The following is a 25872-nucleotide window of genomic DNA, read 5'->3' as shown; positions in this document are numbered from 1 at the left end:
ACATGTCTTGGGGGGCGCCTCGGTCACTTCCAACGGAGGGATACAGGTCGACCTCGGAGCCACCCGCTACGTCCTCGACCCGCACAGCCACGTCCGGGCGGACTACACCTTCGTCTCCCACGCGCACATCGACCACATGCACTCCCCCTCCAAGGGCGAGAAGATCATCGCCTCGGCCGCGACCCGCGAGCTCGCGAAGGTGAGGGGGTACGACCTCGGAGCCACCACCGAAGAGGTCGAAGGGGTGGAGCTGCTGGACTCGGGGCACATACTGGGCTCCAGGGCGATCAGGATAGCGGACGAGGTCTACTACACCGGGGACGCGTCGGGGAGGAACAGGGCGTTCCTCGGGAGATGCAAGACCCGGAGGGCTAGGATACTTGTGATGGAGACCACCTACGGGAGCCCCGAGTACGTCTTTCCTCCCACCGCGAAGCTGGTGAATGACGTGAACTCGCTGATCGCCTCCGCCTACGACAGGGGGAACCCGGTGGTGCTGATGGGGTACCCTCTCGGCAAGGCTCAGCTCCTCTCGTACTTCTTCTCCAGCTGGGAGCCGATCATATACCACGAGAAGGTGGCGGCCATGAACAAGGTCCATGTCGACCACGGGGTCCCGCTGAAGGCAGGGAAGACCTTCGACCCCCAAAAGGACGGGGACAGGCTCCCGCGGGGGCCCTGGGTCATGATCAGCCCGATGGCGAGCGGCAGGAGCAGGCTGATGGCGCACCTGAAGAAGGAGTACGGCGCCATCCTGGTGGCGTTCAGCGGATGGGCCCTGGGGGGAGGGTACAAGTACACCATGGGGGCCGACTACTCCTTCCCGCTCAGCGACCACTGCGACTACGCGGAGCTGATCAGTCTGGTCCAGGCGGTCTCCCCCGAGATGGTGTACACCGTCCACGGGTTCGCCGCCGAGTTCGCCCGGGACCTGAAGAAGATGGGGTACTCAGCCCGCCCCCTGGCCGCCTACCAGTCGTCGCTCTCGGACTTTCCCGGCGCGCAGCGGCCGGTTAAATAATCCACTTCGGCGGCGGGCGCAACTTGAGCAACTGGAGCGTCGGGTGACGGGCGGATGGACCTGCGCCGCATCCTCACCCTCGACTACTGGCTGAACTTCATCAAGTTCGACGTGGTCGGGATCATCGGGGTCTTCGTCAACGAGGGGTTGTTCCTCCTCCTGCTCTTCGAGGGGGCGTACTACCTGTACGCCGACGCCCTGGCCATCGAGGTCTCCATCCTCTCCAACTACCTCCTCAACGAGTTCTGGACGTTCAGGGACAGGAGGCACGGCCACATGGTGGCCAGGCTCCTGAAGTTCAACGGCCTGATGCTCGTCGGGCTGGCGGTGAACCTGGCCATCCTCTACGGTCTCACCGAGTACTTCGGCGTCGTGTCCGGGGTGTCGAACCTGGCGGGGATAGGGGCCGCCTTCCTCCTAAGGTACTGGATGAGCGTAAGGTTCGTCTGGATGAAGAAGGAAGAGGAGTCGGTCGTCCCTGCCCTCTCCGCCGGGGCTCCGGCCTGAGGCTACCCCACTTTCAGGTAGACGGGCCTGCCGTCAAGCTCCGCCTCTGACCACCCGCCTCCGGACTTCGCCGAGAGGAGGCGAACCGCCCTGGCTCTCACCAGGTGCGCCATCTGGCCGGCGAGGGGCCTGACCAGGTCCAGGTCCTCCTCCTCCAGCCCGGCGACGGAGGCGGAGGCGAGCATGGCGGTGGGGGTGAACCCCTTCTCCTTCCTGAGCGTCTGCAGCCTCCTGGCGAGGTCCCTCACGAGCCCCTCGGCCACGAGCTTCCTGTCCCTCTCCTTCGGGACGGCGACGAAAACCCCGCCCTTCTCCGCCACCTCGGACCCCTCGCTCGGGGTCACGGAGAGCTCGAAGCACGACAGAGGGACTTCGAACTCCCCGGCCCTGACCCCTCTCCCTGAGAGGTAGGCGCGGAGGGCGGCCGCCCCTTCCGGGGCCCTCAGTTGGGCCAAGACCTCCCTCGTCCTCTCCTTGAAGAGCGCTCCCACCCGGGACCGGTTCACCCTCAGCGCCAGGGCTGCCGGGAACCTGTCTGCGTCGGTCACCACGGACACCCCCTTGACGTTGCAGAGGAGGGCGGCCGTCCCCTTCGCCCTCTTCGCCACCCCCGCCGTCGACGGGGCGGTGAGGACCACCGCCTCCTTCAGGGGCCAGCGGCGCTTCAGCTTCGCCTTCGCCCTAGCGGCGTTGGCAGCCTCCTCCACCTTCAGGGCGAAGTCGACCGCCGCCTCGGCTGAAGGAGAGCCGAGCCTGGTCCGGGGGGACGACCCGCCTGCGATTAGGGGCCTGGCCCACTCGCCCCTGGCGAACACCTCCTGGCGGAGGAACTCGGTGGCGAATGGGGCGACCGGGTGCAATAGCTCGTCGACCTTGTCCAGGGCGTATCCCAGGACCGCGTAGATCGCAAGGCGCCTCCCCTTCCCGCTGGGGTCGTCGCTCCACAGCTCTCCCCTCACGAGCCTCACGTAGGTCTGGCTGAGGTGCGCTATCGCCAGCTCGTCGAGCGCCTTAGCTGCCTCGTTGTACCTCCCCGCTGAGTATGCCGACCTCACCTGGCCCTCGGCCTCGGCGACCTTCTGCAGGAGCCACCTTTCCACCAGGGTCAGGCCTCCCCTCTTCGACGCCCAGGCGAGTGTGTGCTTGTTCGGGTCGTACCCGTCCACGTCCCCGTTCTGCTGCAGGTAGAGGTGGAGATGGTAGAGGGTGTTGAGGACCTGGTACGGCCTCCCTGACATCTCCTTCGGGTCGAAGTTTACTGAGTCCTCGGGGGACGCCTTCGAAAGCAGGTAGAACCTCGCGACGTCCGCGGAGTTGTTCCTCAGGAGGTCGAGCCCCTGCACCACGTTCCCGAGGCGCTTGCTCATCTTCTGGCCGTTCGGGTCAAGGACGTGCCCCTGGAAGAGGAACGCCCTGTAAGGGGCGACCGGCTTCCCCGTGCGGATCACGCTGAGCAGGAGCAGCGTGTACGCCCACCCCCTGGTCTGGTCGATGGCCTCGGTGAGGAACTCGACCGGGACGAGCTCCTCGAACTCCCTGTCGGTGAACGACGAGTATGGCGCGGACCCGCTGTTGTGCCAGGTGTCGAGGACGAAGGGCTCCCTGACGGACCTCCCGCCGCACTTCGGGCACCTGAGGACCACCCTGTCCATCCAGGGCCTGTGCAGCTCGAACTTCTCACCGTCCGGGAGCTCGACCGCCTGCCTGACTATCTCCTCCCTCGAAAACGCCCCTGTCTTCTCCCCGCACTTCTCGCAGACCCAGATGGGGAGCGGCGTCCCCCACACCCTCTCCCTCGTCACGCACCAGGGGGGTGACTCGGCGAGGCCGGCCAGGAACCTGTTCTTGGGGCTGTCGAAGTAGTACTCCACCTTCTCGGCCGCGCGCACCACGTCGGGGCGTATCCTGTCCACCCAGTAGAAGTACTCCCTGCGGGCCAGCCAGACCAGCCTGTCGTCCGACCTCCAGCAGATCGGGTAGTCGTGCACCAGCTTCCCCACGCTGACGAGCGCCCCTCTCTCCTTCAGGGCCTCGGTGACGGCCGGGTCCGCGTCCCTGGCGAAGAGCCCGGAGAACCTCCCCGCCTCGGCCGTGAAGATCACCCTGTCGTCGAAGGGGGCGAACACAGGGACCCCTCTCCTCTGGGCGACCCCGAAGTCCTCCTCGCCGTTGGCAGGGGACATGTGCACGAGCCCCGTCCCGGTTGACACGTCCACATACTCCTCCGCCACGACCCGGTGGACCTTCCCCCTGAGCTCGGGCTTCTGCAGGCCGGGTATCTGGTCTAGGAGCGGGTGCTCGTACTTCAGCCCCTCCAGCTCCTTCCCCAGCACCGTCTTCCTCGTCTCGCCGAACTGGACCCCCAGCTCCTTCCCCAGAGCCTCCTTCCTCCCCGAGTTGACCACCCACACTTCGTCCCCGACGGCCACGTACTCGTACTCCGAGTCCGGCTTTGCCCCTACCAGCTCGTCCGTCACCACGGTGAACGGCATGGTGGTCCACAGGATCAGGTAGGCCCCGTCCTCGGCCCTCACCTTGTAGTAGAGGCTGGGGTCCTCCAGCTTGTCGTACCCGCCGAGCGACACCTCCCCCGCGCTCAGGGCGGTCTGGCACTCGGGGCAGTAGGGGACGACCTTGTACCCTTCTCCCAGCAGCCCCTTCTTCCAGGCCTTCTCCAGATAAGACCATTCCCGCTCTATGTATTCGTCCCTGTAGGTCATGTAGGCCGCTTTGTGGTCGAGCATCAGCCCCAGCAGCCTGTCCGCCTCTTCCCAGTCGCGCCTGTATTTTCCTATGAGCCTCTTGCACTCCGCCACCAGCTTGTCGACCCCCACCTTCTCGAGGTCCTTCCACTTGTTCCCGGAGAGCCCGAGCTCCTTCTCCGCCTGCAGCTCGACCGGGAGCCCCTGGGTGTCCCACCCGCCCCTGAACACTATGTTGTCCCCTTCGAGGGTCCGGAACCTGTACCACAGGTCCTTCATCATCCTCCCTCTGACATGGCCGACGTGGGGCTGGTTGTTCAGCGTGGGAGGGCCTTCCACGTACCCCGTGGGCTTCTTCCCCGACACCGCCCCGGCGATCTCCCGCCTCACCGCCGGAGAATCATAGAACCGCCTCACTTTGTCTTCGATCTTCTTCCAGTCGTAGTCTTGGCTGAGGACGCGCTTTCTTCTAGGACGGCGGGCTAATTTTACGACCACTCAAGCCACCAGTCCGTCCGCCAGGGTGGTATTTTAGGTTCCTGTCGCCAGCCTGTCGGCGTGAGACGCGGGGAGCCCCGCTTCCCGGATCTTCGACGCGGCCCTCCCGACGTCATACCGCACCCTGCGCAGCAGCACGTCGACCCGCCCTCCGTCCACGTCCACCACGGCGTAGGCGGCCCTGCTGTCGCCGTCCCTGGGCTGCCCCACAGACCCCGGGTTGAACACCACCCTCCCGGCCTCCTTCCAGACGTACGGGATGTGCGTGTGCCCGAGCCCGACGCACTGCGCTTTCGCCCTGTCCAGGAAGAATCCGAAGAGGTCGGCTTCCCTCGCAGGGTCGACGTACTCCCATAGGTGGTCCTCGGGGCTGCCGTGGACGAAGTAGAGGTCGACCCCTTCGACCCGCAGCCGTGTCTCCTCCGGGAGCCCCTCCAGGTACGCTCGGCTCGCCTTGGACAGCGTCCTCCTCGTCCAGATGGACGACATGGCCGCCTTCGGGTTGAGCATGGACGCGTCTCCCGTCAGGGCGATGGCGTCGTGGTTCCCTGCGATGCACCTGGCCCCGCGGCCCCTGAGCGACGCTATGACCTCGTTCGGCTCGGCCCCGTAGTCGACGAGGTCCCCCAGGCAGACGACGTCCATCCCCTCCACCTCGGCGAGCACCGCGTCCAGCGCCTCCATGTTCGCGTGCACGTCGGAGATCACCGCGATGCTCTTCAAACGGGAGTCCGCCTCCGCCGAGGCGTATTTACACGACACACCCCCGTGCGGCCGGTCGCGCGGGCGCGAAGGAGCCCCGTCGGCATCAGCTTCCCGGTCCAAAGAACAATTCTTAATGCATTGGTGAAGACGATTTCACTACCTGCCACTTAGGGACTGTGAGGGCCCGTGATATTCGAAGCTACCTATGTCTACCTTCGCGGGTAAGTGGGAAAAGCAAAACAGCCAGAGTTTCGGCACTCGGGTCAAGGACTCCGTAAGGAATCCAGGGCCCCTGAAGCCAAGACTCGACCTCGCTGTCAGACAAATCCAAGTCCAAGTCGCCAAACTCGACTCCACATCCACCAAACTCAGAGAGAGGGACAACTCGATCTTCGCAAAGGTCGTGAGCTCTCTACAGAAACACGACACACAGCACGCGTCTGTCTTCGCAAACGAGCTGGCCGAGATCAGGAAGATGAACAAGATGGTCACACAGGCCAAGCTCGCGCTCGAACAGATAGTGCTCAGACTCAACACAATCACAGAGCTAGGTGACATCGTAGTCACCCTGACCCCGGCGATGGCAGTGATACGCAACGTCAAGCAAGGCTTGGTGGGCGTCCTGCCTGAGGCGGAGAGCGAGATCGGAGAGATCTCTGGCTTGCTGAGTAGCATCCTGGTAGACGCAGGGACGGTCGGTGGGTACTCGCTGAACTTCGAGGCGGCCAACGAGGACGCTGAGAAGATACTCGCAGAGGCCTCTGCTGTGGCAGAGACCCGCATGCGCGAGAAGTTCCCAGAGATACCGGCATCCCTCCCGTCTGCCGAAGCTACCTCTACTGAGGGGACCTCGTACTAAGCGGGGAACCCTCACCCCTCTGTTTTAGTCGCTCCCAGCGGAAGCTAAGACTCCCTGTACACCTTCGCAGCCGTGAGGACGGCGGAGCCGAATGTCACCAGTATCACTAAACGCTCCACGAGCCCTGCCGCGCCGAGCCCCATGGCGGAGTCGACGGCCAGAGAGAGGGCCGCGGCGGCGAAGGCGGCAAGCACGAAGGCGAACCACGACGGCCCGAACCCCCTCCCCGCAAGGACGAGCCCGATTGGAGCGGTTAGGAAGAAGGTCGCCCCTGCCATGTTGTGGACCGTCCCATGGAACGTCGCCGCCGCGCCTTCGACGTCCGTGGCGTTGAAGGCGTTCACGATAAGCATCGCGCCGGCAAGCACGAGGAGCGCCCCTCCCGCTCTCTGCGCCCTCTCCCTGTGAGAGACTGCGAGGACGGCGCCCAGGGAGGCGAACCCCAGCCCCGCTGCGAAGAACCCCGAGTCCATCCAGAACGCATAGGGTCCGACTCCGTAGTCGCTGGCCATCTGGGTCACGGGGCTGTAACCGCGCGTCGCCAGGCTCAGGGCCAGGATCACGAGGCCAAGGTACCCGATTCCGCCTACGGCTGCAGCGCAGAGCGCCCTTGCTGCCGCCGACCTCCGGGGCGGCTCGTCGGTGCTGACGTATGCATTGGGGAACGCCATTACCTGCCTGCGCCCCGGGAAGCGGAGGACTGGCGGAGGGAAGGAATCACTACTGTAAATTCACCTGTTAGTCTTGATAGTCTTGACCAACCCCGTGATTATCAGGGGGGTGGCCTTTAAGCGCCGTCCTTGCCGTCTGGCGCACCTCTGCGTGCTTTTGGCCTTCACCGAGAGGACAGTATAAAGCCGAAGCTGGCGTCGACGATCAAGGAGATAGAGTACCACCGCAAGGAGCTGGAGAACCTCAGGGGGAGGCTGGAACAGAGGCGGAAGGCCCTCTTCGACACCACCGTCAGGGCGATGCTGAGCAAAGACCAGACGAAGGCGACCATCTACGCCAACGAGTGGGCAGAGCTGAGGAAGGTGGGGAAGGTCGTCTACGCCAGCGAGCTCGCGCTCGTCCAGGTCGTCCTCCGCCTGGAGAGCATCGTCGACGTGGGCGACGTGATGGCCCACATGAGCATGGCGTTCAAGGTGCTGAGCAAGATCAACAAGACCGTCCAGGGGCTGGCCCCCTCGCTCGACCAGGCCTCGACCCAGATCAGCGACGCTCTCAACGAGACGATGGTCGGAATGGGGACCATCTCCCCCGACATACACCTGAACATCAGGACCGACAGCGGCGAGGAGCTGGTGGAGCAGGCGAGGAAGCTTGCCGAGGAGCGCGCCGAGGAGATGAAGCGGACCCTCAGGGTGTCACCCAGGCTCATACAGAGGGAGGCCCCCGAGATCCAGCAGAGGATCCCCCTGCTGGCCGCGGGAGGGGACGAGGACGAGGAGTCACAGATCCTGGGGACGGTGTACGAACCGAGGCCCGCGGCGGAGACCGAGGAGCAGGTCCTCCAGTACGCCGCGATCCACAACGGGAGCGTAGACATAACCGACGCCTCCACGGTCCTCAACATGCCCTCTGACGAGGTGGAGCAGGCGATGCTCACCCTCATGGCCCAGGGCAAGGTAAAGGTAGGGGAGTCAGGAGGGGCTGGCAGTTGAGCGTCGTAGCGGCCAAGGAGCTGGAGGACGACGCGAAGAAGTATGCCTCCGAGGCCATCAGGCTAGACTCCCAGGGGGCCCACGGGATGGCCATCCAGATGTACCAGAAGGCGATCTCCACCCTGGTCAAGCTAGTCCACCTCTACCCTGACTACCGCCTGAACAAGCAGTACACCGAGCGCGCCATGGCATATCAGGAGAGGGTGAAGGCGATACAGGCCGCCCACGGCCTCCTCCCCCAGGACCAGGCCACGGAGTCAGACTGGTCCCCGCAGCCCACACAGGGGAACGGCGGCATGGCCGGGACCTCGGGTGCGACGAACGCCAGCCAGAACTCCCCCAAGGGCCCCCAGGTCGTGCAGCAGCTGAAGGCGTCCTTCAGCGAGCTCGTCGTCACGGAGAAGCCTGACGTCAAGTGGGACGACGTGATAGGCCTGGAGGACTGCAAGATGGCGATACGCGAGTCGATCGTCTTCCCCTACCTCCGCCCGGACCTCTTCAAGCTCGGCTGGCCCAGGGGCATCCTCCTCTACGGCCCCCCCGGGTGCGGGAAGACCATGATCGCGGCTGCGACGGCCGCGGAGATAGACGGTTACTTCATATCGGTAGACGCCGCGTCGATAATGAGCAAGTGGCTGGGCGAGGGGGAGAAGAACGTCGCCAAGCTTTTCAGCAACGCCAGGAAGATGCTCGCTGACAACAAGCCGGTCATCGTGTTCGTGGACGAGATCGACTCGCTCCTCGGGACCAGGGGACAGGAGGTCGGAGGGGAGGTGAGGGTCAGGGACCAGTTCCTCAAGGAGACGGACGGCATCAACGACAAGGGGAAGAACCTCCACATGTACGTGATAGGCGCGACGAACAAGCCGTGGAGCCTTGACCAGCCTTTCATACGCAGGTTCCCCAAGAGGATCCTTGTCCCGCTCCCAGAAACCGAAGCCCGCATGTCCCAGTTCAAGATGTACACCGCGCCGCTCACCCTCGCCGACGACGTCGAACCCGCCACGTTGGCCAGGCTCAGCGAGGGCTATTCTGGCAGCGACATCAAGGACATCTGCCAGGGCGTCCAGCTGCGCGTCGTAAGGGAGCTGTTCAAGTCAGGCAACGCGCTGGACAAGGACTCGACGACCCGGCCGATCACGATCACGGACTTCAAGGAGATCATGAGGGCCAGGAAGCCTTCGGTCTCGCCGCAAGCCGTGCGCGCCTACACGGACTGGAGCAACAGCTTCAGCGCGCTCTGAGGACCCGGCTTCGACCACGACAAGAGCGCCGCCCAGAAGCCTTCGGCGCTGAACCCCGCCACCGGCCAGAAGCCTCCGAGCGCGCCGATGAGAGCCAGGGCCTCCCTGTCAGGCCTGGGGGTCTCGGCGACCTTGGGAGGAGGGCCCTGTAACGGCCCCGGTCCCGATATATGCGCTCGTGTATCGCGCGAAAGGCGTACACATCCCTTATATGCAAACCTGGAACGCGCAGGGCGGTCAGAGTATGGAGTTTGAGAAGCTCGCCCTCGAAGTGAGCGCTCTGAAGGCAGGCCTGAACCCCGTGACGCCCCACGTCCTCCAGGGGAGCTCAGGGGTCGAGCACAGGTTCGACCTTCTCTTTTCGGACGGGACCCGCAACTACGCCTTCGACTTCTACGACTCCGTCACCGACGTGCAGGTGGTCGTGTCGTACGCCAAGAAGTTCGACGCAGGGTGCCAGGTGAGCATCGTCTCGCCGCCCGGGACGGTCACGAAGGAGGCCAAGCAGCTGGCGCTGTCATACAACATGCACCTGCTGACCCCCGAGGCAGCCGAGACGTTCTTCGCCCTCGAGAGGGCGGCGCCCAGGCGCACCTTCGACTGAAGCTCCCCAAGCTCTTATCCTCGCTCTTCCGACCCCCCTGCTGATGCAGGAGCCTCTTACGCCGGCCGACCTGGGGAAAAGGGTGGGCCGCGAAGTCCGCCTCGAAGGGTGGGTCCACGACGTCAGAGCCCTCGGCGGGATCAGCTTCGTCCTCCTCAGGAACCCGAGGGGGATCGTGCAGCTAGCGGTCCCGAAGAAGACGGTCACCCCCGAGGTCTACGCCGCGGTGTCGGGGCTCCACCAGGAGGACGTGATATCATGCGTGGGAGAGGTCAAGGAGAGCAAGGCCGCCCGCCAGGGGTTCGAGGTCGTCCCCAGGTCGGTGGAGGTGATCGCCAGGTCCGCGGCCCCGCTCCCCCTGGACCCGAGGGGGGTGACCCCGGCTGCCCTGGACACGCGACTCGAGTGGAGGTCGCTGGAGCTCCGGCGCCCGGAGACCACGGCTGTGTTCAACATCGAGAACGCCCTCGTCCAGGGGTTCGAGGAGTACCTCCAGGGGTCGGGGTTCATCAGGGCTTTCACGCCCAGCATAATCGGCGGGGTGTCGGAGGGCGGGTCGGAGGTCTTCAAGATCGACTACTATGGGCGGGATGCCTTCCTCAGGCAGGACCCCCAGCTACACCGGCAGCTGACCATCGCCGGGGGGTTCGACCGGATCTACGACCTGGGCACCAACTGGCGGGCCGAGCTCTCCCACACCCCGCGCCACCTCAGCGAGCACAGGACCATAGCCCCGGAGATCGGCTTCATCGCCGACGAGAGAGACGTGATGCGCGTCGAAGAGGAGATGGTGGTCCATGGGATAGAGAAGGCGACGAAGCGTTGCCCGAACGAGCTGGCGGTGCTCAAGCGCGAGCTCCCGTTGCCAAAGACGCCGTTCCCGGAGATCGACTTCCCGGAGGTGTACGGCATACTGGAGTCGAAGGGGAAGGAGCTCCCCAGGGGCGAGGACCTCGACGAGGAGTCGAAGGACCTCCTCGCCGCATACGCCAGGGAGAAGTTCGGGACCGACTTCTTCTTCGTGAGCCGGTTCCCGTCGAAGCCCAAGCCCTTCTACATCATGAGATACGACGACGAGCCTGAATATGCCAGGTCGACCGACTTCTTCTTCGGGAGCCTCGAGCTGTCTTCGGGGGGGCAGCGCGAGCACAGGCACGAGAAGATCATGGCCCAGATCAAGGAGAAGGGGATGGACGCGAAGTCGCTCGCCTGGTTCACGGAGCCCTTCCGCTACGGCGTCCCGCCCCACGGCGGGTTCTCCTTCGGCATAGAGAGGTTCACCGCGCGGCTCCTGGGGATGGAGAACGTCAAGGAGGCCGTCCTTTTCCCCCGGGACCCGGAAAGGCTGCAGCCGTAAAGGCCCGGCGCGCTCCGTACTTTCGGTCCGGCTCTAGGAGTAGAGGCTCGCGGCCACTTCCCGCTCCGTCTCCATCAGGAGGTCTATCCCCCTGGCGCCCTTGACCGCCGCCCTCAGCTTGTCGAAGTCCCCTATCCTCCGTTCGCTCCTCCTCGCCGGTACGATGACCTTGGTCTTCTTCTCCCCGTCAGGGAGGTAGACCGTGTTGACCGTCAGGACCTTCGCGGGGAAGAACACGTCCTCGAGGAACCTTCTTTCGCTCCCGCCGGCGCCGACCACCCAGACCCTCCCCTTCAGCGCGTTCTCGAGCTCCTCCAGCAGGAGAGGATTGCTTCGCAGAGCGGGCATGTCGGACGGCTCGAACTCGAGCACGTAGCTCCCGTTCACCTCGGACGCCTTCTTCAGGGTGGCCCTCTGCAGCTCCACGACCCGGTCGGAGAGCTGGGCCACGGCCCTCGAAGCCTCCACGTCGGCGTGGGTGACCTCGCCGCGTGCGAGCCTCGTCTCGCAGTTGCCGCAGAGCATCCCCGTCTTCGCGTCGAAGAAGCAGATGGGGAGCTTCGGCTGCATCGAAGAAAAGCATCCCTGCACACGCATAAAAAATGTTCGGCGGCAGGACGGACCGCCGACCCTGTGGGGCGCGGCTTTTGAGCCGCCTCTTGCCCTCAGCTTACGCTGGTATAGCGCTCCTGCGCCGCCATCTGAGCCGTCTCTCGGGGTGCTACTTCCCGAGTTTGATCTCTATGGAAGAGACGTTGCTCATGCCGCCGGTGATGGTGCTCTTGACCTGCTCCGTGTTGATGGAGATGCCCTGCACCCGGACGTCTGTGGCGAACCGCTTCGTCAGCACCTGGGCAACATCGACCGCCCGCGAGATGGCTCGTCCTCGAGCCTTCACGGTGACCGGGTTGGACCCATTGTTGATCTGTGTCAGGACCGCCAGAACGTAGTTCATGGTCGGCTTCTTCCCGACATAGATCGTGTTTGGTTCGCGTGGTTGCACTTCTTCGTGTTCTGGTTGGTTGGCCATTGGACTCTCCGCCCGCCGCGGCCTATTTATCCGCTATGCAGTCAGGCGTCACATCCGCCTGCGCGTGCGGTGCGCCTGAGGGCCGCGCCCACGGGTGGGACAGGGTCCCTCTGACACCGGTTACTGACCCCGACGGCCCGGGGCGGTAAGTTTAACCCCGATGGTCGGGGCGCGCCTGTCGTGCGTCTCTTCGAATATCAGGCCAAGGAGCTCTTCAAGGAGTATGGCCTGGCCGTCCCGAAGTCTATCAGGGCGGACACGGCAGACGACGCGGTCGAGGCGTTCAGGAAGCTCACCCCGCCCGTGGCCATAAAGTCGCAGGTCCTCGCCGGAGGGCGGGGGAAGGCGGGGGGGATAGCGATAGTCAGCGACGCGGCGAAGGCCAGGTCGGAGGCCGAGCGGATCTTCGGCCTGTCCATAGGCGGGGAGAAGCCCGGGGTCCTCCTCCTCGAGGAGGCATACCCCCACGATTCAGAGATGTACCTCTCGGTGACCCTCGACCGGGGGGACAGGTCGTTCGTCGTCATCGCAGCGAAGGCGGGGGGCGTCGAGGTCGAGTCGCTCTCCGGCAAGGTGATACGCAAGATCCCCCTGGACGGCATCGACGAAGGGTTCGCGGCCGCGGTGGCCGAAGAGTTGAACCTCCCGCCCCGCCAGGCGGAGCAGCACGCCCGTATCCTCCTCTCGCTCGAGCGCCTCGCCCGGGAGAAGGAGTGCGAGCTCGCGGAGATCAACCCTCTGGCGGTGGGGAAGGACGGGACCCTGATGCCCCTGGACGCCAAGGTCATCGTAGACGACAACGCGCTTTTCCGCCACCCGGAGTTCGCCAAGCTCCACCCGGAGGACGAGCTCGAGGGGGAGGCGTCCCGACAGGGGTTCGCCTTCGTAAGGCTCGGGGGAGACATAGCTGTCGTCGGGAACGGCGCCGGTCTCGTCCTTTCGACCCTCGACCTGGTGGGAGACGCGGGAGGGACCCCCGCCTGCTTCCTGGACCTGGGCGGCGGCGCGCAGCAGGACAGGGTCGAGGCTGCCCTCAGGCTGGTGAACAGGCTCCCGGGGGTCAGCCGCATCCTGGTCAACATCTACGGCGGGATAACCCGGAGCACCGACGTCGCGGCCGGGATAAGGGCGGTCCTGGCCGAGGGGGGGAAACCCCTCTACGCGAGGGTCAGCGGGGCAGACGAAGAGGAGGCGAGGAAGCTCCTCGTTGGGACGCGGGCCAAGCTCTTCAGGACGGCCCCCGAGGCCGTCGAGGCGGTGGTGAAGGGGCAGTGATCATACCGGGCAAGGGGGAGCCGGTGCTGGTGCAGGGGATGACGGGGACCTACGGCAGGCTCCACACGAAGCTGATGCTCCAGTACGGCACCAACATCGTGGCAGGGGTCACCCCCGGGAAGGGGGGGCAGACCGTCGAAGGGGTCCCCGTGTACGGCACCGTGTCGGAGGCCATGGCGAAGACGGGGGCCAGGGCTTCGGTCTGTTTCGTCCCAGCAGAGTACACCTACTCGGCTGGCAAGGAGGCGCTGGAGGCGGGGGTGGCGCTCCTCGTCCTCATCACGGAGCACGTCCCCGTCCGCGACGAGCTCAGGCTCGTGCAGCTCGCCCAGACCAAGGGCGCGACGATAATAGGGCCGAACTGCCCCGGGATCATAGTCCCGTCGCAGAAGGTGAAGATGGGGATAATGCCGGCGCCTTCGTTCTCGCCTGGAAAGGTGGCGCTCTTCTCTCGCAGCGGGACCCTCACCTACGAGATAGCCGGGCAGCTTACGGCCGCGGGGTACGGGCAGTCGGTGGCCGTGGGGATCGGGGGGGACCCCATCAACGGCTCCACCCCCACAGAGTGGATGGACTTCCTCCAGAAGGACCCGGGGACCGAGGTCGTGGTGGCGGTCGGGGAGATCGGTGGGGACGCCGAGGAGCGCCTCGCGAGGCACATCAAGAAGTCGGGCTACAGCAAGCCCATAGTGTCCTACGTGGCTGGGAGGCACGCCCCCAAGGAGAAGAAGATGGGGCACGCAGGCGCGATCATCTACGGGGACTTCGGGACGGCGGACTCGAAGATACGGGCCCTCACAGACGCGGGGGTGAAGGTCGCGAGGACCCCCATGGAGGTCCCGTCCCTCGTCAGGCAGAGCCTCTGACCGCTTCGCCCGGTCCGGCAACTGCCCCTGACCGCCTTCCGCGCTCTTCTGAGCTTCGGTCGCGCTTCGGGGGGTTCCGCGACGCACAGGTCGACCGTCCTCGGCAGCACCTTCCGTCCCCGGACCGTTTCAGGGCTGACCGTCCACCGAAAACTTATAGTCGGGACTCGTCAGGCGGACGAAAGTAGCCCCTTTGCCAATAGCAGACGCGTCGAAGAAGCAGATCGCACAGAAGCGGCGCCTCTTCCTTCAGGTCTGCCTCAGGTGCGGGGCCAGGAACCCGATCAACGCCGAAAGGTGCAGGAAGTGCAAGTCGGCGGACCTGCGGTTGAAGAACAGGTCCGTCGGGTTGAAGAAGTAAGCGGGGCAGCACCGGGGCACTCTCCTACGCCGTCCTCGGCCTTGGGCAGGGCACCGGGGTCTGGCCGAAGCCGCGAATGTAAAAAAGCAAATATCGGGTGTCCCGACGGCAGGCTAGGGCCCGTGGTCTAGTCTGGCTATGACGTCGCTCTCACACGGCGAAACGGGGTCAGGACCCCCGCGCTAGAATCCCCGGTCCGAGTCCGGGCGGGCCCACCAGCTCCCGCCGCTTCGTACCTCCGCTTCGCTTCTCCCGGGCGCCGCCGGCGCGGCCGCGGCGTGCTTCCTCTTCCGGAGCCCATAGGCGATGCCCAGGGCCGCCGCTCCGACCGCAGCGACGGAGGCCGCCAGCGACAGGAGGTCGGTGGCGAACCTCGCGCCCACCTGAGAGGGGCCTGCCACCGTAACAGACCCGGAGCGCTGCGACCCGTTCAGGGCCCCCTGCCACTTCTGGAAGGCCGAGTAGAACGACGAGGGGGTCGCGGTGAGCTCAACGGGCGTGCCGGGAGGGAGGTAGAGGGTCCGCGAGCCCGAGGCGACCGTCCCGGAGACCCCTCCGTAGGCGTAGGCGACCGAGCCCTCGCCCGAGACCGTGATCGTGAACGCGGGGTAGAACGCCGCCGTCTCGTTCACAGGCCCGCCCAGGGTGACGGTCCCCGTCGAAGAGTTGCCAGAGTAGCTCCCGGCGCCGCTCCCCGACCACCCCTCGAACATCCACCCTGGCGACGCCGCTGCGGCGACCGACACCTCGTCGCCGGCGGCGTACCACCCCGTCGGCGACGCGACCCCTCCGACCCCTGGGGCAGGGGCTGCGGTCACGAAGTACTGGTGACTGTAGACAGCCGTTAGCTGCCCCGGGGCGCTCACCGCGACCTGGGGCGCTGCTGCGACCCACCTCTCTCCCGTCCCCCCTTGGACGACCGACGGGAACGTCCCGTTGGTCCCCGCGTCAGCCCAGACCCCCGCCCCGGTCGCGGCGATCTCCCGCGCCCCGAACTCGACGTATGACACCGCGGGCTGGGAGAACCCGGACCCCCCTCCGACCTCCTCGGTACCGAAAGTCACCCGGTACTGGTGGAAGTAGGTCAGGCTGACGGTGGAGTTGGACGACGCGACCCCGCTCGTCACCCCGAGGGTGATCCACCTTTCGGTCCCCCCGGAGCCGGGGAGGAGCGCGGTGATGTTCCAGCGGCTCCCCTGGTCGACGAGGAACGTCCCCCCTGAGCCGGGGAGCGACACGTCGACGATGATCCCGTTCGAGTAGTAGCTCAGCACCGGGGACGGGTGGATGCCCGCCTCCTGGACCGAGTAGACGACCGCGAGGGCGTACTTCTGGAGGGAAAGTGAGCCGGTCACGAAGGCGTAAGGGTCGCTGAACTCCGTGGCGCCGTTCGAAGAGAACGGGACGAGCCGGTCGGAGCTGCTGTATGTTATCGGGCCGCTTGTCGACGAGTAGAAGAGCGACGTCCTCGTCGTGCAGTTGGAGTCGGAGCACTGGAACTCGTCCATCCACATCCAGGCGCTGGATATCGGGCTCGGAGCCTCGTACGTCACCTTGGCCTCGTCGGAGTAGTAGGGGCTCGGATGATACCACTCTGTCATCAGCCCCGTGAAGAACCCGTTGGCGTCGGTCGGGCTGAACGGCAGGTAGGAAGACTGGCCGGTGAACTCCGTCGCCCCCTGGGCGCTGAAGCTCGCCGAGGCCACCGCCCCGGTGTTCGCGTCCTGAGCGTACATCACTACCTGGCCAAGTTCGAAGTAGAGGCGGAGGACGACCGTGTCTCCCGCCTCGACGGCGCCTGTGAAGGCCTGGAGCCCGCCCCCTCCTCCGGCGGGGAGGATGGAAGCTCCGCTGGAGTCGAAGACCTCGTAGACCATGTCGAATCCCGTCCCAGGGGTGTTCCCGGGGTACCAGTTCCAAGCCAGCCCCACCTGGTACCAGTATCCGGCCCCTGTAAGCCCGTTGAGGAGATACGCGGGGCCGTCCCCAGACACGGGGTCGGTCTGCGCCACGGCCGTGACGTTGTACTCGAGCGACCGGAAGTTCTGGGTGAACGACGTCCCGAGCTGCTCGTCATAGGTCGGGCCGCTCGATGTCTGCAGCCTCGGGGCTCCCGCTGGCGCGGGGACGAGAAGGGAAGCGGCTAGAGGCTGGCCTCGCACGGCGTGCCCGGCCGGGGGCGCACCGACGGCCCCGGACCACCCGCTCGCTGAAAGGGAGAACAGGATGACGGCCAGGAAGACGGCCAAGGGGCGGTGAGCCACGACCCGCTCGGCCGGCGACGCGGTGCTTACCTGCAGGGGCGACTACCCTCCGCTGGCTCCGTACCGCTGATACGCCACCCTCGTGAGGAGGTCGGCCTCCTGGTTCTGCTCCCTCGGTATCCATTCGAACCTGACCGAGCCGAACTCCCTGACGAGCTCCCTGGCCTCCTTCAGCTTCTCCAGGTACATCCCCCCCTTGACCTTCCACCCTCCCCCCATCTGGCCGACGAGGAGCTTCGAGTCGGACTTCACCAGCACGTCCCCGCCTATCCCCAGGGCCAGGAGCCTCTTCAGCGCTTCAGCGAGGGCTGAGTACTCGGCGAAGTTGCTCGTGACCCCGCGCCCGGCCAGCCCGGACCCCTCGGCCACCTTCTTCCCATCTTGGTAGACGAGGTACCCGTAGGTGCCGGTGCCGGGGTTTTGCGGCTCCGAGAGCCCGTCGATGTACACCGTTACCGTCAAGCGCGCTCCTTCAGAACCAGGGCGCCTGCAGCCTGCTGATCTGGGCGGACACCTTGTCGACGTATTCGTTCATCCGGGCGAGCATCGTCCTCGAGGTGATGAAACCCACGACCTCTCCCCCGTCCTTCACCAGCAGCCTCCTGACCCCGTGCACGGTCATCGTCTCGGAGACGGCAGACAGCCCTGCCCCGGCGTCTATGCTGAGCAGGTCGGTGGACATTATGTCGCCCATCGAGGTGCGCGCGGGGTCCCTCCCCTCGGCGACCACCTTCGACAGGATGTCCCACTCCGTCACTATTCCGCTCGGGAGGGCCGGGGTGCCGACGATGGCGAACCCTCGCTTCCTGTCCCTCATGGCCTTCGCCCCTTCCCTCACGGTGGTGTCCGCGGAAAGGGAGAGGAACTCCTTCTCCACTATGTCCCGGGCGTAGAGGACCACGAGCGTCAACTCGGGAGCGGCTCGATTAAGCCTTTCCGGTCTTGTCTCTGCCCGGCCCCGGTCCGAAACTCTATCAGGAAAGGCCCTGTCCGGGCCAGGGGCGGCCCTGGAACCATTAAAGCGGCGGAGGCGCCTCGCGTCCGGATGCGCCGGGTCCTGACCGGGGGGCTGATGGTCTTCGCCCTATCCTTCGTCGCCTTCGAGCTGAGCATCAACACGGTCTGGGCCACGGACCACTCGACGTCCATGGTCCAGCTCGCCTACGCGTTCTGGCAGTATCACTCTCCCGCCCTGGGAGCCGCCGGCGGCACCCCGCCCGGGTCCGTCGACGACTTCCGCCTGACGGGCCAGATCTACTCGGCCGTCGCTCCTGGCGCCTCCTTCTTCGCCCTCCCGTTCATGGGGATGGCGTTCGCCCTGTCCGGAGGGTACACGGCCTACGGCTACCCCATGGTCCTCTCCGAGACATTCGTCGCGCTGACCGGTGCCCTGGCGGCCTTCCTGGTCTACAAGACCGCCGCCCTCTTCTTCAGACGGTCGACTTCCGTCTTCCTGGGCCTGGCGTTCGCCCTGTCCACCAACAGCTGGCCCCTGGCCACCTACTTCTTCCAGAGCGACGTCTCCGCCATGTTCGTCGTCCTCGCCGCCTACGCCGGGGTCACCGCTGGCAGGTCCGCCACCCCCGGGCGGCGTGCTCTGGCCTGCGGCCTCGCTGCCGGGGCCGCGTTCACCGTGGACTACGTCGACGCCGTGATAATCCCCATCCTCTTCGTCTACCTGGCGGCCTCCCTCGCGCGCTCCAGGCGGCCCCCCTGGGCGGGCATCGGGGGGTACCTCCTCGGGGCGTCCCCCGGGGTGCTCGCCATAGGCCTGTACAACTACTCCATCTTCGGAACCCCGACGGTCTTCACAGAGCAGGGGTACCTCGGCGGCTCGCTCTTCGGGGCCTTCAGCACCCCCGTATACGCAGGGTTGGCGCTGGACTTCGTCAGCCTCTCCAGGGGCCTTTTCGCTTTCGCGCCTCTGCTCGTCGTCGGGGTGCTGGGCCTGTTCGACGCCTTCAGGAGAGGGGAGAAGAGGCCCGAGATGCTGCTTCTCCTGTCCATGTTCGTCGGCATCGTCGTCCCGTACTCTATGTGGTACGGGCCCACCGGAGGCCTGGCCTTCGGCCCAAGGTTCCTCGTGGCCGCCGTCCCGCTCCTGCTCCTCCCGGCGGGGGTGATAGTGGACGAAGTCAAAGGGAAGAAGATCTGGCTGCTCTACGCGGCCTTCGCCGTCGGGGCGGAGGTGAACGGGCTCGCCGCCCAAGCCTCGGCCATCGCCCCTCCCACGCCCTTCGACGTGTCCCCCTTCGTCGCGTACACGATCCCGAACCTGGCGGCGGCGGACTTCGCCACCCTGTGGTCCAGGGTCATAGGCGACTCGCTCCCGTTCGCTCTGGCCATGGTCGCCGCGCTGGGGGTCGTCGCCCCTATAGTCTGGGTCGAGCTGGCCAGGATGAGGGAAGCCGGAGCAAACGCTGGGGTCTCATAAAATCAAAGCGGAGCGGCCCTCAAAAGACGAGCCGCCTGTCCAGAAGAAGGCCCTTACGGACCTACGCTCCTTGCTCTTCGCTGTCGCTTGAGGCTTGGCTGTCAGAACCAGACATGCCCTCAGAACCGCCCACGACCGATGCCGTGGCGAACCTGTTGGCTACCTGGGACACCTTGACCTTGCCCTGCCAGCCCTGCTTGGCGCCAGCCACGAAGATAACGAAACCGTCGATCTTCGCAATGCCGTCACCGCGTCTGCTGATCTCGGAAATAGTCACGTCGTACTCCTTTCCTACTTCAACAGGCTTGGGCTTAAAGGACCTGAAGCCGCCGCTTCCGCCGCTGCTTCGCCCGAAGCCTCCTCGTCCGAAACTCGTCTTTTCACATCCTAGCAGGTCGGTACCGCTGAAAAAAAGCCCCCTGTTTCGAGTTATTAAGCTTGACTAATCCAGGTTCTGGGAAGTCCTCGGTTTATCCAAGTTTTTCCTCTCCGTGTGTAATCTCGGTTGATGGGGCCTTGCTCGCGTTCTGAATCAGCGTCAGCCACTTATCCGACCCCTCGACTTTGATTCCCGCCCTGTCCGCCGGAGTCTCGCCCTTCAGGGCCTCATGGGGCCTTACGAAGTTGTGGTAAATCTGAAGGCCCTTCAGGATGGGCGTATCCATCCGCTTCAGACTCCTGAAGGTCTTCTCTCGGTCGCGTATCTCCCCGTTCATGCGCTCCATCTTGTTGTTGTGGACAGTCCCATCAATCCTGATGTCCCTGACATGGTGGGTGTAGAGCGTCCTGTCCCAGAACTCCTTTCGGAAGGGCTTGATGAAGTGCTTTCCCCCATCCGTGATGAGGGTCATGGGAACCTTCCCCGTCCGCTCTTTGGCTTGGGCGAACAGGGGCCTTACATCCGCCGTGAACTTCGTGTTCGCTATCTGCTGTGCAATCCAGAAGCGGGTGTCGTCGTCCATCATGGCGAACAGGTATTTCATGTCCCCCTTCACGCGGACAAAGACTTCGTCCGCCCTCCAAGTCTCTCCAAGGTCGGGGGTGATTTGGTCGAGATACTTCTCCATCAGCCCGACATACTTCCGAATCCAGTTGAGGACGGTCTTGTGGCTAATCTCGACCCCCAACAGGCGTAGGGCCTTCTGGGTGTTGCGGAGCGACTCCCCGCTAAAGTAGAGTTGGAGCGCGGTGGTGATGGCCTTCGGGTTGTGCTTCATCCTCTCGAACCCCACGTTCACCGAGAACGTCCGGTGGCAATCCGAGCAGACGAACCTCTGGATGTCCCCGCACTTGTTCCTCCGTATGCCGAACTTCTTGAGATTCCTTGAGTGGCAGAAGTAGCACTCGGAGACCGAGACCTCGGCAATCACTCGGCTCCCGTCCACCGTGTGCCTGATTCGGATGCTAATCTCAACGGCCCACACATGCTTGCACTTCAGGTGGTTCCGGTGGGTGTAGTCTGGACAGGTGCAAGCCCACTCACCATACCTGTTCTTTGAAACCTGATACTCGCTTTCGGAATCCTGAGCCTGAGAACGGATGAAATAGAGACCGTCCCAGACCCGCCTTACCTGACCATCCGCCTTCGCTATCGCTAACCCCCTCGTCCTTCTTGACTCGATGTCGGGGTTGGAGCGGACGTCCATCAGTCCCACTCCATCTCTCGTCTGGACTCCTGATACGCAACGAACTCGGCGTATTGGTCGGCGTCCATTTCCATCCGCGCTTGTTCGGAAGTCATTTGGTATCCATTGGTATCCAACGGAAGATATATTAAGGTTGCTATTGGTATCTAATGGTAATGGGGGGTGAGTTCGGTTGGCAATGAACAAAGTCATGGTCTCGGTCTCTGACGAAATGCTAAAGGCACTCGAAACAGAGCGAAAGGCGCGGAAGTTGGAGACAGTCCCAGAGGCAATAAGGTCTGTGCTAGGGGAATACTTCAAAGTCAGAGAGAACAAATAGGACTACTCCTCTTCTGATTCGGCAGCCCTCGATTCGAGATACTCCTTAACGGATGGAGCGAGTTCCACGACAAATGCAATCACGATTAGGAGTATCGAGCTGGCCCAGAATCCATTGTTCGGATGGATAAAGAACTCGGCTGATGAGATGGCCAAGAGAACGGCCGTGAGAATGACTATGCCCAGCAAGAACTTGGAGGCCTCGCTTATCGGTGCGAAAACCGAATGCGTAGGAGATAGCACCTTCTCAACTGCCTTCAGAGATACCGAGTCTTCAGTTCCGACGACCCCTTCCATCGGAAGGTGCAACTGGTCGTAGATGTCCTGAACTAACCTATCCCTTCGCCTCGAAGCAACTTCAGACTGATAAATGGAATAGAACCGTTTCTCGAATGCTACAGATGCAATAATGGTGTTGTCGGAGTCATGGGGCCTAACGATAAACAATTTCTGATGCTCATAACTTGAATAGGATTGCAGGATGACTTCATTTTTCTTTCTCCTTGGTTTAGGCATATCCCAAACGTCGAGATTTGTCGGATTGAAGATTATCTCGACTACTTTCTGGAAGGGAACGGGCACAATGTATGTCTTACGAGCAGGGTTGCTTCCCATAGACAGACTATCCATGTCTCCGTTCAGTCCTACTAACAATCTAACCAGCCAAGCCTCCGGAATCCCCACGATGAGAGCAACGGCGAAGAATAGTAGCCAAATTATCGCCCCATATTCGAAAACTAAGAAGTAGGGATACGATTGAACGAGGCTTGATGCGAGGTATATCGAATACAGCGAACTTGCACCCATGAGAATGTTCAGCGGAGACACTACACGCTTCGGTGTGAATGCTAGAGATGCAGGAATACTGTATATGATTGGAATCGCGTAGTAAAGCATCAGGTAGACCCATTGTGATGGCGGAGGAGTGATTCCTGTGTTCTGCAAAATCGCTTGAATGAAAGACGGCACTTCGGGAATGGCGGGTAGAAGAATCAGACTTTCCAGAACTGCCCCCATGAGCGTGAGTATCCAAAGGCGAAGATTGTAATTCTCTTGCTTCAGTCTGGTCTCTAGCTTTCTTGCCGTTTCCAAGTTCCCTTGCTTGACCATTCCAATTCGTCTGATTTAGCCATGCCCCATCAACCGAAAGTTCCCAAGGCCCCGATTTTTCGTCAACAACCGAGGACTTCCCAGAACCCTAATCCAGTTCGTGTCAACTTGACAGTTTCTCCTCCAGACCTTGTCTCGGGGATCGGAGTCACGGCTCGCGTCGCAGACGACGCGGTCGCCGGGGGAGCGCTCGTCATGCGGTCGAGATGTTACGTGGTCGACGGTTTCGACGCCGAAGGCATCCCGCCGAAGGAGTTCCCCGACGCTGCAAGACGAGTGTGTGTCGCAGCCAGCAAGGACTCGTGGATGCAGTTAGGCAGCGTTGGCTTGATCTGCTATGGTGGAGGGGAGCGTTCCGCCGTAGACTGCGATGACAGAACGGCGTTCACGGCGGTGGACGAAGGGGCCGGGGAGCCGATCTCAACGAAGCCGGCCGAGCCGCTTATCCGCGTCGGGGAGTGAGCCGGCGTGGAGAGCCCCATCGTTCTGAAGCGCAGGGCGCGGCTGCTGGAGGGGTCCCTGGCGGCCGCGGCCTTGGCCATTGCGGGGGTGGAAGCCGCAGCGTATGCTCTTAGAATCCTGCAGGTCCGGGAGGCATTTGTCATGACGCCACTCGTCCCCGTTCTCGTGACGTTCATCCTGTTCATCGACTACGAGCTCGACCACTACGAAGCCACGTGGCGGGGCAGGTGGGTCAGGGAGGACTTCCACAAGTCGCTCCTCATGATATTGGGAGGGCTGCTCATCACTCTTGGTCTTGCGACGTTCTTCGCGTCCATATCTACCGACCTTAACAGGGTGATAATCGACACGGGCAGCGCAACGAGCCTTATGTGCGCGGGAATCTACGTCGTGAAGAGGTTCGCTTGGTAGTGGAGGGCTCCGCTCCCTCTCCTGTCCTATGCCGGCCGCCGCTAGGGTTCATAAGCGCCTCGCCGAGGGGTCCGGTCGTGCCCAAGGAAATCACAGCCAAAGACCAGTTCGAGAAGCTGCTCGAACAGGCCACGGAGATCAGGATCTCCCGCCACGGCGACGAGGCCAAGGTGAAGCTGAGGACCAGGGACGTGCTCTACACCTTCAAGACGACCTCGGAGGAGGCCGACGCCCTGGTGAAGGGGGTAAAGACCCCCGTGGCAGAGTTCTAGATCAGATACCTTACGATGACGAGGACCCCGAGCAGCATGGGGATCGGGAGCCCAGGAAGGATCCTCCTCTTCGAAAGCAGGAAGAGGGTGATCACCATCCCTACGTCGATGGCGACTATCGTGAGGGCCGCAGGGACGGCCCCGAACGCCTGATAGAACTGGAAGAGCGCGAGCGACGGGAGGAGGGTGTAGAAGACGACGTCCCCGAGCCCGAGGGTGAACTCCCCCGCCTTGATCGACATCCCCACGAGCGCTATCCCGGGGGCCGTCCCGATGAGCGCCTTGAGCGGTCCCTTGAAGACCGCGTAGATGTCGTAGACCGAGAAGGCGATCGGGAGGGCGAGGGCGGTCCACGGGGAGAGGGTCTCGGCGAAGAAGCTCCCGACCTCGGCCCCGACGAAGGCGAGTATCACCGTCGACAGCCAGTTGACGTTCTTGACGAAGATCGTGTACGCCACAAGCGCCACCAGGAGCGCGGGGACGCCGTACTCCACGGGGAGGACGGACCACGCGGGGAGATAGTCGATTGCGAACTGCCCCGCCGTGATGAGCGTGAGGAGGAATGAGGAGAGCGCGACCGACCCGAAGATCAGGATCTTGAACGACTTGACCATCTTCCTCCTGAGGAGCCAGACGAGGCCGACGGTCAGCGCGAAGGCGAACCCCACCAAGAGGACGGCGTTGATGACCGAGCCGCCGACTGACGTCCCCGCCGGAGCGTAGCTAGGGCCTGAGGTCGCCACTATCGCCTGGTAGTCCGGGAGGTTCTGGCTGGTGATGAGGAGGGCCACCAGCTGTGTCACGACGACGACGGCGGCGGCGACGAGGAGGTTCAGCGGGGTGACGCGCTTCTCTGGGAGGGTGGCCTGGGGGTCGCTCAATCTGACGGCGGGGCGCCGCCCAGCGTATTTAGTCTCACCGCGCGCGGTGGCGTCTGGACACAGCTGCCGAGCCCGAGGGGATGCACCCCGTGAGCCTGCGGTTGCAGAAAGATTCGCGTCGCGCTAGACTGTGAACTCTTGGCCGGGCATGGCCGCCGTGGCTTCCGCTCCGAACCCGTCGTGGAGCTCCTTGGCGAGGGCGAGGCACGACTCCTCCTCCCCGTGCACCGTCAGGAACTTCGGCGACCCACCGACCCCCTTCAGGTCGCTCAGCAGGCTCGACCTCCCCGAGTGCGAAGAGAAGTCGAAGCGCCTCACCTCTGCCTTCACCTTGGTCGGCTTCCCTCTGTATATCGTCAGCCCCTTCTCGATGAGCGTCCTCCCCGGTGTCCCGGGCACCTGGAAGCTCACGATCGCGATGGCGTTCTTCTCGTCCATCGAAAGGTGCTCGTTGTAGAAGATCGAAGCTCCCCCGACAAGCATCCCCGCAGGCGACACGATGACCCCGGGCCTCCTGACAAGCCCCCGCCTCTGGCTCCAGCTGGTCGCCTCCTGTATCGTCTCGAGCGTCTTCCGGAGCGCCGCAGGGTCACGGAGGAACTCTTGGTATCTCAGCAGTATCCCGTTCACCTTGAGGGCCATCCCGTCCATGGCTATGGGGTGCTTGAACCCGGACCTGACCAGGGTCATGGCCACCTCCTGCGCCCTCCCAACGGAGAACGCCGGGACGAGCAGTATCCCTCCCCTCTCGACCACCGCGTTGGCGAAGTCGACGAACTCTGCCTCAGCCTTCTTCCTGCCGGGGTGGTCGGCGGTGGCGTAGGTGCTCTCGGTTATCACCATGTCGGCCTCGCCGAGGTTCTTCCAGGACCCCGCGAGGAGGTTCGTCTCCTCTCCGTTGATGTCCCCCGTGTAGATGAGGCGCTTGTTCCCCGCCTCCACCGCGACGACCGCCGACCCCGGGATGTGCCCGGCGTCGTAGAACTGGACGTTGAAGTCTCCGACCTGGAACGGCTCAAGGTAGCCATGGTTGACCGTGTTGGAGTTCATCGCCATCAGGTCGAGGAACTCGAACGGCAGGTACTGCCCTGATATTTTGATGAAGTCCTGGATCAGGAGGTTCGAAAGCTCTGACGTCACAGGGGTCGCGTGGAGCTTCATGTCGCCCCCGAGGAAGTGCAGAGGCGCCGCGCCCGAATGGTCCAGGTGGGCGTGGGAAAGGACTATCCCCTTGATCCCCTTCGGGGGGACGTGCATCGGGAACCCCGGGACCTTCGTGGTCATGGCCCCGTAGTCGAGCAGGATCTTTGTGTCCTTGTGCGATACGAGAAACGCGGAGCGGCCGACCTGCCTGGCGGCTCCCAGTACCTTCACTTCCATC

General features: G+C 63.9%; 28 protein-coding genes and 1 tRNA gene. 17 read left to right on the top strand and 12 right to left on the bottom strand.

Annotation, left to right across the window (positions count from 1 at the left end; genetic code table 11):
* Nucleotides 1-7 precede the first annotated feature (7 nt).
* Both JRN21_05635 and JRN21_05630 read left to right on the top strand, forming a co-directional pair.
* Nucleotides 8-1021, top strand: a complete 1014-nt coding sequence (locus tag JRN21_05635; protein MDG6988793.1) for an exonuclease — start codon at nt 8-10, stop codon at nt 1019-1021.
* 54 nt (nt 1022-1075) lie between these two features.
* Nucleotides 1076-1528 carry a GtrA family protein gene (locus tag JRN21_05630; protein MDG6988792.1) on the top strand — a complete coding sequence of 151 codons (453 nt, stop codon included), beginning with the start codon at nt 1076-1078 and terminating at the stop codon, nt 1526-1528.
* Between the two features lie 2 nt (nt 1529-1530).
* On the opposite strand, the gene JRN21_05625 is transcribed toward JRN21_05630, so the two are convergent.
* Nucleotides 1531-4728, bottom strand: a complete 3198-nt coding sequence (locus JRN21_05625) for a class I tRNA ligase family protein (GenBank protein MDG6988791.1) — start codon at nt 4726-4728, stop codon at nt 1531-1533.
* Between the two features lie 33 nt (nt 4729-4761).
* Complete coding sequence (locus JRN21_05620; GenBank protein MDG6988790.1) at nt 4762-5451, bottom strand: metallophosphoesterase family protein; 690 nt, start codon at nt 5449-5451, stop codon at nt 4762-4764.
* A gap of 187 nt (nt 5452-5638) precedes the next feature.
* On the opposite strand from JRN21_05620, the gene JRN21_05615 reads away from it, so the two are divergent.
* The gene (locus JRN21_05615; protein ID MDG6988789.1) at nt 5639-6292 is read left to right on the top strand and encodes a hypothetical protein; all 654 of its coding nucleotides are present in this window, start codon (nt 5639-5641) and stop codon (nt 6290-6292) included.
* Nucleotides 6293-6336: 44 nt separating this feature from the next.
* Here JRN21_05615 and JRN21_05610 read toward each other — a convergent pair whose 3' ends face one another.
* Complete coding sequence (locus JRN21_05610) at nt 6337-6963, bottom strand: DUF998 domain-containing protein (GenBank protein ID MDG6988788.1); 627 nt, start codon at nt 6961-6963, stop codon at nt 6337-6339.
* A 129-nt stretch (nt 6964-7092) separates the two neighbouring features.
* On the opposite strand from JRN21_05610, the gene JRN21_05605 reads away from it, so the two are divergent.
* The 4 genes from JRN21_05605 (at nt 7093) to aspS (ending at nt 11161) form a co-directional block, all read left to right on the top strand.
* On the top strand, nt 7093-7956 hold the full coding sequence (locus tag JRN21_05605) for a hypothetical protein (protein ID MDG6988787.1): 864 nt from the start codon (nt 7093-7095) through the stop codon (nt 7954-7956).
* Nucleotides 7957-8042: 86 nt separating this feature from the next.
* Nucleotides 8043-9200 carry an AAA family ATPase gene (locus JRN21_05600; protein MDG6988786.1) on the top strand — a complete coding sequence of 386 codons (1158 nt, stop codon included), beginning with the start codon at nt 8043-8045 and terminating at the stop codon, nt 9198-9200.
* Between the two features lie 244 nt (nt 9201-9444).
* Nucleotides 9445-9804, top strand: coding sequence for a hypothetical protein (locus JRN21_05595; GenBank protein MDG6988785.1), 360 nt, complete (start codon nt 9445-9447; stop codon nt 9802-9804).
* Between the two features lie 43 nt (nt 9805-9847).
* Nucleotides 9848-11161, top strand: a complete 1314-nt coding sequence (gene aspS, locus JRN21_05590) for an aspartate--tRNA(Asn) ligase (GenBank protein ID MDG6988784.1) — start codon at nt 9848-9850, stop codon at nt 11159-11161.
* A gap of 33 nt (nt 11162-11194) precedes the next feature.
* Here aspS and JRN21_05585 read toward each other — a convergent pair whose 3' ends face one another.
* Both JRN21_05585 and albA read right to left on the bottom strand, forming a co-directional pair.
* Nucleotides 11195-11731 (bottom strand): hypothetical protein, encoded by a 537-nt coding sequence (locus tag JRN21_05585; protein ID MDG6988783.1) that lies wholly within the window; start codon nt 11729-11731, stop codon nt 11195-11197.
* 151 nt (nt 11732-11882) lie between these two features.
* Nucleotides 11883-12191, bottom strand: a complete 309-nt coding sequence (gene albA, locus JRN21_05580; GenBank protein MDG6988782.1) for a DNA-binding protein Alba — start codon at nt 12189-12191, stop codon at nt 11883-11885.
* A gap of 180 nt (nt 12192-12371) precedes the next feature.
* Between albA and JRN21_05575 the strand changes: the two genes are divergently transcribed.
* The 6 genes from JRN21_05575 to JRN21_05550 all read left to right on the top strand — a co-directional run bounded on the left by JRN21_05575 (nt 12372) and on the right by JRN21_05550 (nt 16772).
* Nucleotides 12372-13466: an acetate--CoA ligase family protein gene (locus JRN21_05575; GenBank protein MDG6988781.1), complete on the top strand. Its 1095-nt coding sequence runs from the start codon at nt 12372-12374 to the stop codon at nt 13464-13466.
* 38 nt (nt 13467-13504) lie between these two features.
* The gene (gene sucD, locus JRN21_05570) at nt 13505-14332 is read left to right on the top strand and encodes a succinate--CoA ligase subunit alpha (protein ID MDG6988780.1); all 828 of its coding nucleotides are present in this window, start codon (nt 13505-13507) and stop codon (nt 14330-14332) included.
* Nucleotides 14333-14525: 193 nt separating this feature from the next.
* Complete coding sequence (locus JRN21_05565) at nt 14526-14693, top strand: 50S ribosomal protein L40e (GenBank protein MDG6988779.1); 168 nt, start codon at nt 14526-14528, stop codon at nt 14691-14693.
* Nucleotides 14694-14809: 116 nt separating this feature from the next.
* Nucleotides 14810-14911 (top strand) — tRNA-Val (locus tag JRN21_05560).
* Between the two features lie 877 nt (nt 14912-15788).
* A complete protein-coding gene (locus tag JRN21_05555; protein ID MDG6988778.1) occupies nt 15789-15956 on the top strand; it encodes a hypothetical protein in 168 nt (55 codons plus the stop codon).
* A 612-nt stretch (nt 15957-16568) separates the two neighbouring features.
* On the top strand, nt 16569-16772 hold the full coding sequence (locus JRN21_05550; protein ID MDG6988777.1) for a hypothetical protein: 204 nt from the start codon (nt 16569-16571) through the stop codon (nt 16770-16772).
* Nucleotides 16773-16999: 227 nt separating this feature from the next.
* On the opposite strand, the gene JRN21_05545 is transcribed toward JRN21_05550, so the two are convergent.
* A complete protein-coding gene (locus JRN21_05545; protein MDG6988776.1) occupies nt 17000-17419 on the bottom strand; it encodes a ribonuclease HI family protein in 420 nt (139 codons plus the stop codon).
* A 10-nt stretch (nt 17420-17429) separates the two neighbouring features.
* The gene (locus JRN21_05540) at nt 17430-17867 is read right to left on the bottom strand and encodes a CBS domain-containing protein (protein MDG6988775.1); all 438 of its coding nucleotides are present in this window, start codon (nt 17865-17867) and stop codon (nt 17430-17432) included.
* 135 nt (nt 17868-18002) lie between these two features.
* Here JRN21_05540 and JRN21_05535 point away from each other — a divergent pair, with 135 nt between their 5' ends.
* Nucleotides 18003-19391, top strand: a complete 1389-nt coding sequence (locus JRN21_05535) for a hypothetical protein (GenBank protein MDG6988774.1) — start codon at nt 18003-18005, stop codon at nt 19389-19391.
* Between the two features lie 61 nt (nt 19392-19452).
* Here JRN21_05535 and JRN21_05530 read toward each other — a convergent pair whose 3' ends face one another.
* From JRN21_05530 to JRN21_05520, 3 genes are all read right to left on the bottom strand, one after another.
* Nucleotides 19453-19785, bottom strand: a complete 333-nt coding sequence (locus tag JRN21_05530) for a TRAM domain-containing protein (GenBank protein MDG6988773.1) — start codon at nt 19783-19785, stop codon at nt 19453-19455.
* A gap of 76 nt (nt 19786-19861) precedes the next feature.
* Nucleotides 19862-20830: an IS1/IS6 family transposase gene (locus tag JRN21_05525; GenBank protein MDG6988772.1), complete on the bottom strand. Its 969-nt coding sequence runs from the start codon at nt 20828-20830 to the stop codon at nt 19862-19864.
* 528 nt (nt 20831-21358) lie between these two features.
* A complete protein-coding gene (locus tag JRN21_05520) occupies nt 21359-22465 on the bottom strand; it encodes a hypothetical protein (GenBank protein MDG6988771.1) in 1107 nt (368 codons plus the stop codon).
* A gap of 108 nt (nt 22466-22573) precedes the next feature.
* Here JRN21_05520 and JRN21_05515 point away from each other — a divergent pair, with 108 nt between their 5' ends.
* From JRN21_05515 to JRN21_05505, 3 genes are read left to right on the top strand one after another with little or no spacing between them, the layout of a single operon-like run.
* Nucleotides 22574-22927, top strand: a complete 354-nt coding sequence (locus JRN21_05515; protein MDG6988770.1) for a hypothetical protein — start codon at nt 22574-22576, stop codon at nt 22925-22927.
* A 6-nt stretch (nt 22928-22933) separates the two neighbouring features.
* Nucleotides 22934-23338, top strand: a complete 405-nt coding sequence (locus JRN21_05510) for a hypothetical protein (GenBank protein ID MDG6988769.1) — start codon at nt 22934-22936, stop codon at nt 23336-23338.
* A gap of 50 nt (nt 23339-23388) precedes the next feature.
* Nucleotides 23389-23610: a hypothetical protein gene (locus JRN21_05505; protein ID MDG6988768.1), complete on the top strand. Its 222-nt coding sequence runs from the start codon at nt 23389-23391 to the stop codon at nt 23608-23610.
* Here JRN21_05505 and JRN21_05500 read toward each other — a convergent pair.
* Both JRN21_05500 and JRN21_05495 read right to left on the bottom strand, forming a co-directional pair.
* Nucleotides 23607-24491 (bottom strand): hypothetical protein, encoded by an 885-nt coding sequence (locus JRN21_05500; protein MDG6988767.1) that lies wholly within the window; start codon nt 24489-24491, stop codon nt 23607-23609. The genes JRN21_05505 and JRN21_05500 overlap by 4 nt on opposite strands.
* A gap of 123 nt (nt 24492-24614) precedes the next feature.
* Nucleotides 24615-25871 carry an MBL fold metallo-hydrolase gene (locus JRN21_05495; GenBank protein MDG6988766.1) on the bottom strand — a complete coding sequence of 419 codons (1257 nt, stop codon included), beginning with the start codon at nt 25869-25871 and terminating at the stop codon, nt 24615-24617.
* Nucleotide 25872: the final 1 nt, after the last annotated feature.

This window comes from Nitrososphaerota archaeon (assembly GCA_029785825.1).
Taxonomy (GTDB): domain Archaea; phylum Thermoproteota; class Nitrososphaeria; order Nitrososphaerales; family Gagatemarchaeaceae; genus UBA183.
Note: the sequence above shows the minus strand (reverse complement) of the source record. Positions and strands in the feature narration are given on the sequence as shown.

What these genes read in the sequence shown, in the direction of transcription:
- JRN21_05630 (MDG6988792.1), top strand. Translation starts at nt 1,076, where the DNA reads ATGGACCTGCGCCGCATCCTCACCCTCGACTACTGGCTGAACTTCATC.
- JRN21_05615 (MDG6988789.1), top strand. Translation starts at nt 5,639, where the DNA reads ATGTCTACCTTCGCGGGTAAGTGGGAAAAGCAAAACAGCCAGAGTTTC.
- JRN21_05610 (MDG6988788.1), bottom strand. Translation starts at nt 6,963, where the DNA reads ATGGCGTTCCCCAATGCATACGTCAGCACCGACGAGCCGCCCCGGAGG.
- JRN21_05600 (MDG6988786.1), top strand. Translation starts at nt 8,043, where the DNA reads ATGGCCATCCAGATGTACCAGAAGGCGATCTCCACCCTGGTCAAGCTA.
- JRN21_05595 (MDG6988785.1), top strand. Translation starts at nt 9,445, where the DNA reads ATGGAGTTTGAGAAGCTCGCCCTCGAAGTGAGCGCTCTGAAGGCAGGC.
- aspS (MDG6988784.1), top strand. Translation starts at nt 9,848, where the DNA reads ATGCAGGAGCCTCTTACGCCGGCCGACCTGGGGAAAAGGGTGGGCCGC.
- JRN21_05585 (MDG6988783.1), bottom strand. Translation starts at nt 11,731, where the DNA reads ATGCAGCCGAAGCTCCCCATCTGCTTCTTCGACGCGAAGACGGGGATG.
- albA (MDG6988782.1), bottom strand. Translation starts at nt 12,191, where the DNA reads ATGGCCAACCAACCAGAACACGAAGAAGTGCAACCACGCGAACCAAAC.
- sucD (MDG6988780.1), top strand. Translation starts at nt 13,505, where the DNA reads ATGACGGGGACCTACGGCAGGCTCCACACGAAGCTGATGCTCCAGTAC.
- JRN21_05550 (MDG6988777.1), top strand. Translation starts at nt 16,569, where the DNA reads ATGTCGAATCCCGTCCCAGGGGTGTTCCCGGGGTACCAGTTCCAAGCC.
- JRN21_05535 (MDG6988774.1), top strand. Translation starts at nt 18,003, where the DNA reads ATGCGCCGGGTCCTGACCGGGGGGCTGATGGTCTTCGCCCTATCCTTC.
- JRN21_05520 (MDG6988771.1), bottom strand. Translation starts at nt 22,465, where the DNA reads ATGGTCAAGCAAGGGAACTTGGAAACGGCAAGAAAGCTAGAGACCAGA.
- JRN21_05495 (MDG6988766.1), bottom strand. Translation starts at nt 25,871, where the DNA reads ATGGAAGTGAAGGTACTGGGAGCCGCCAGGCAGGTCGGCCGCTCCGCG.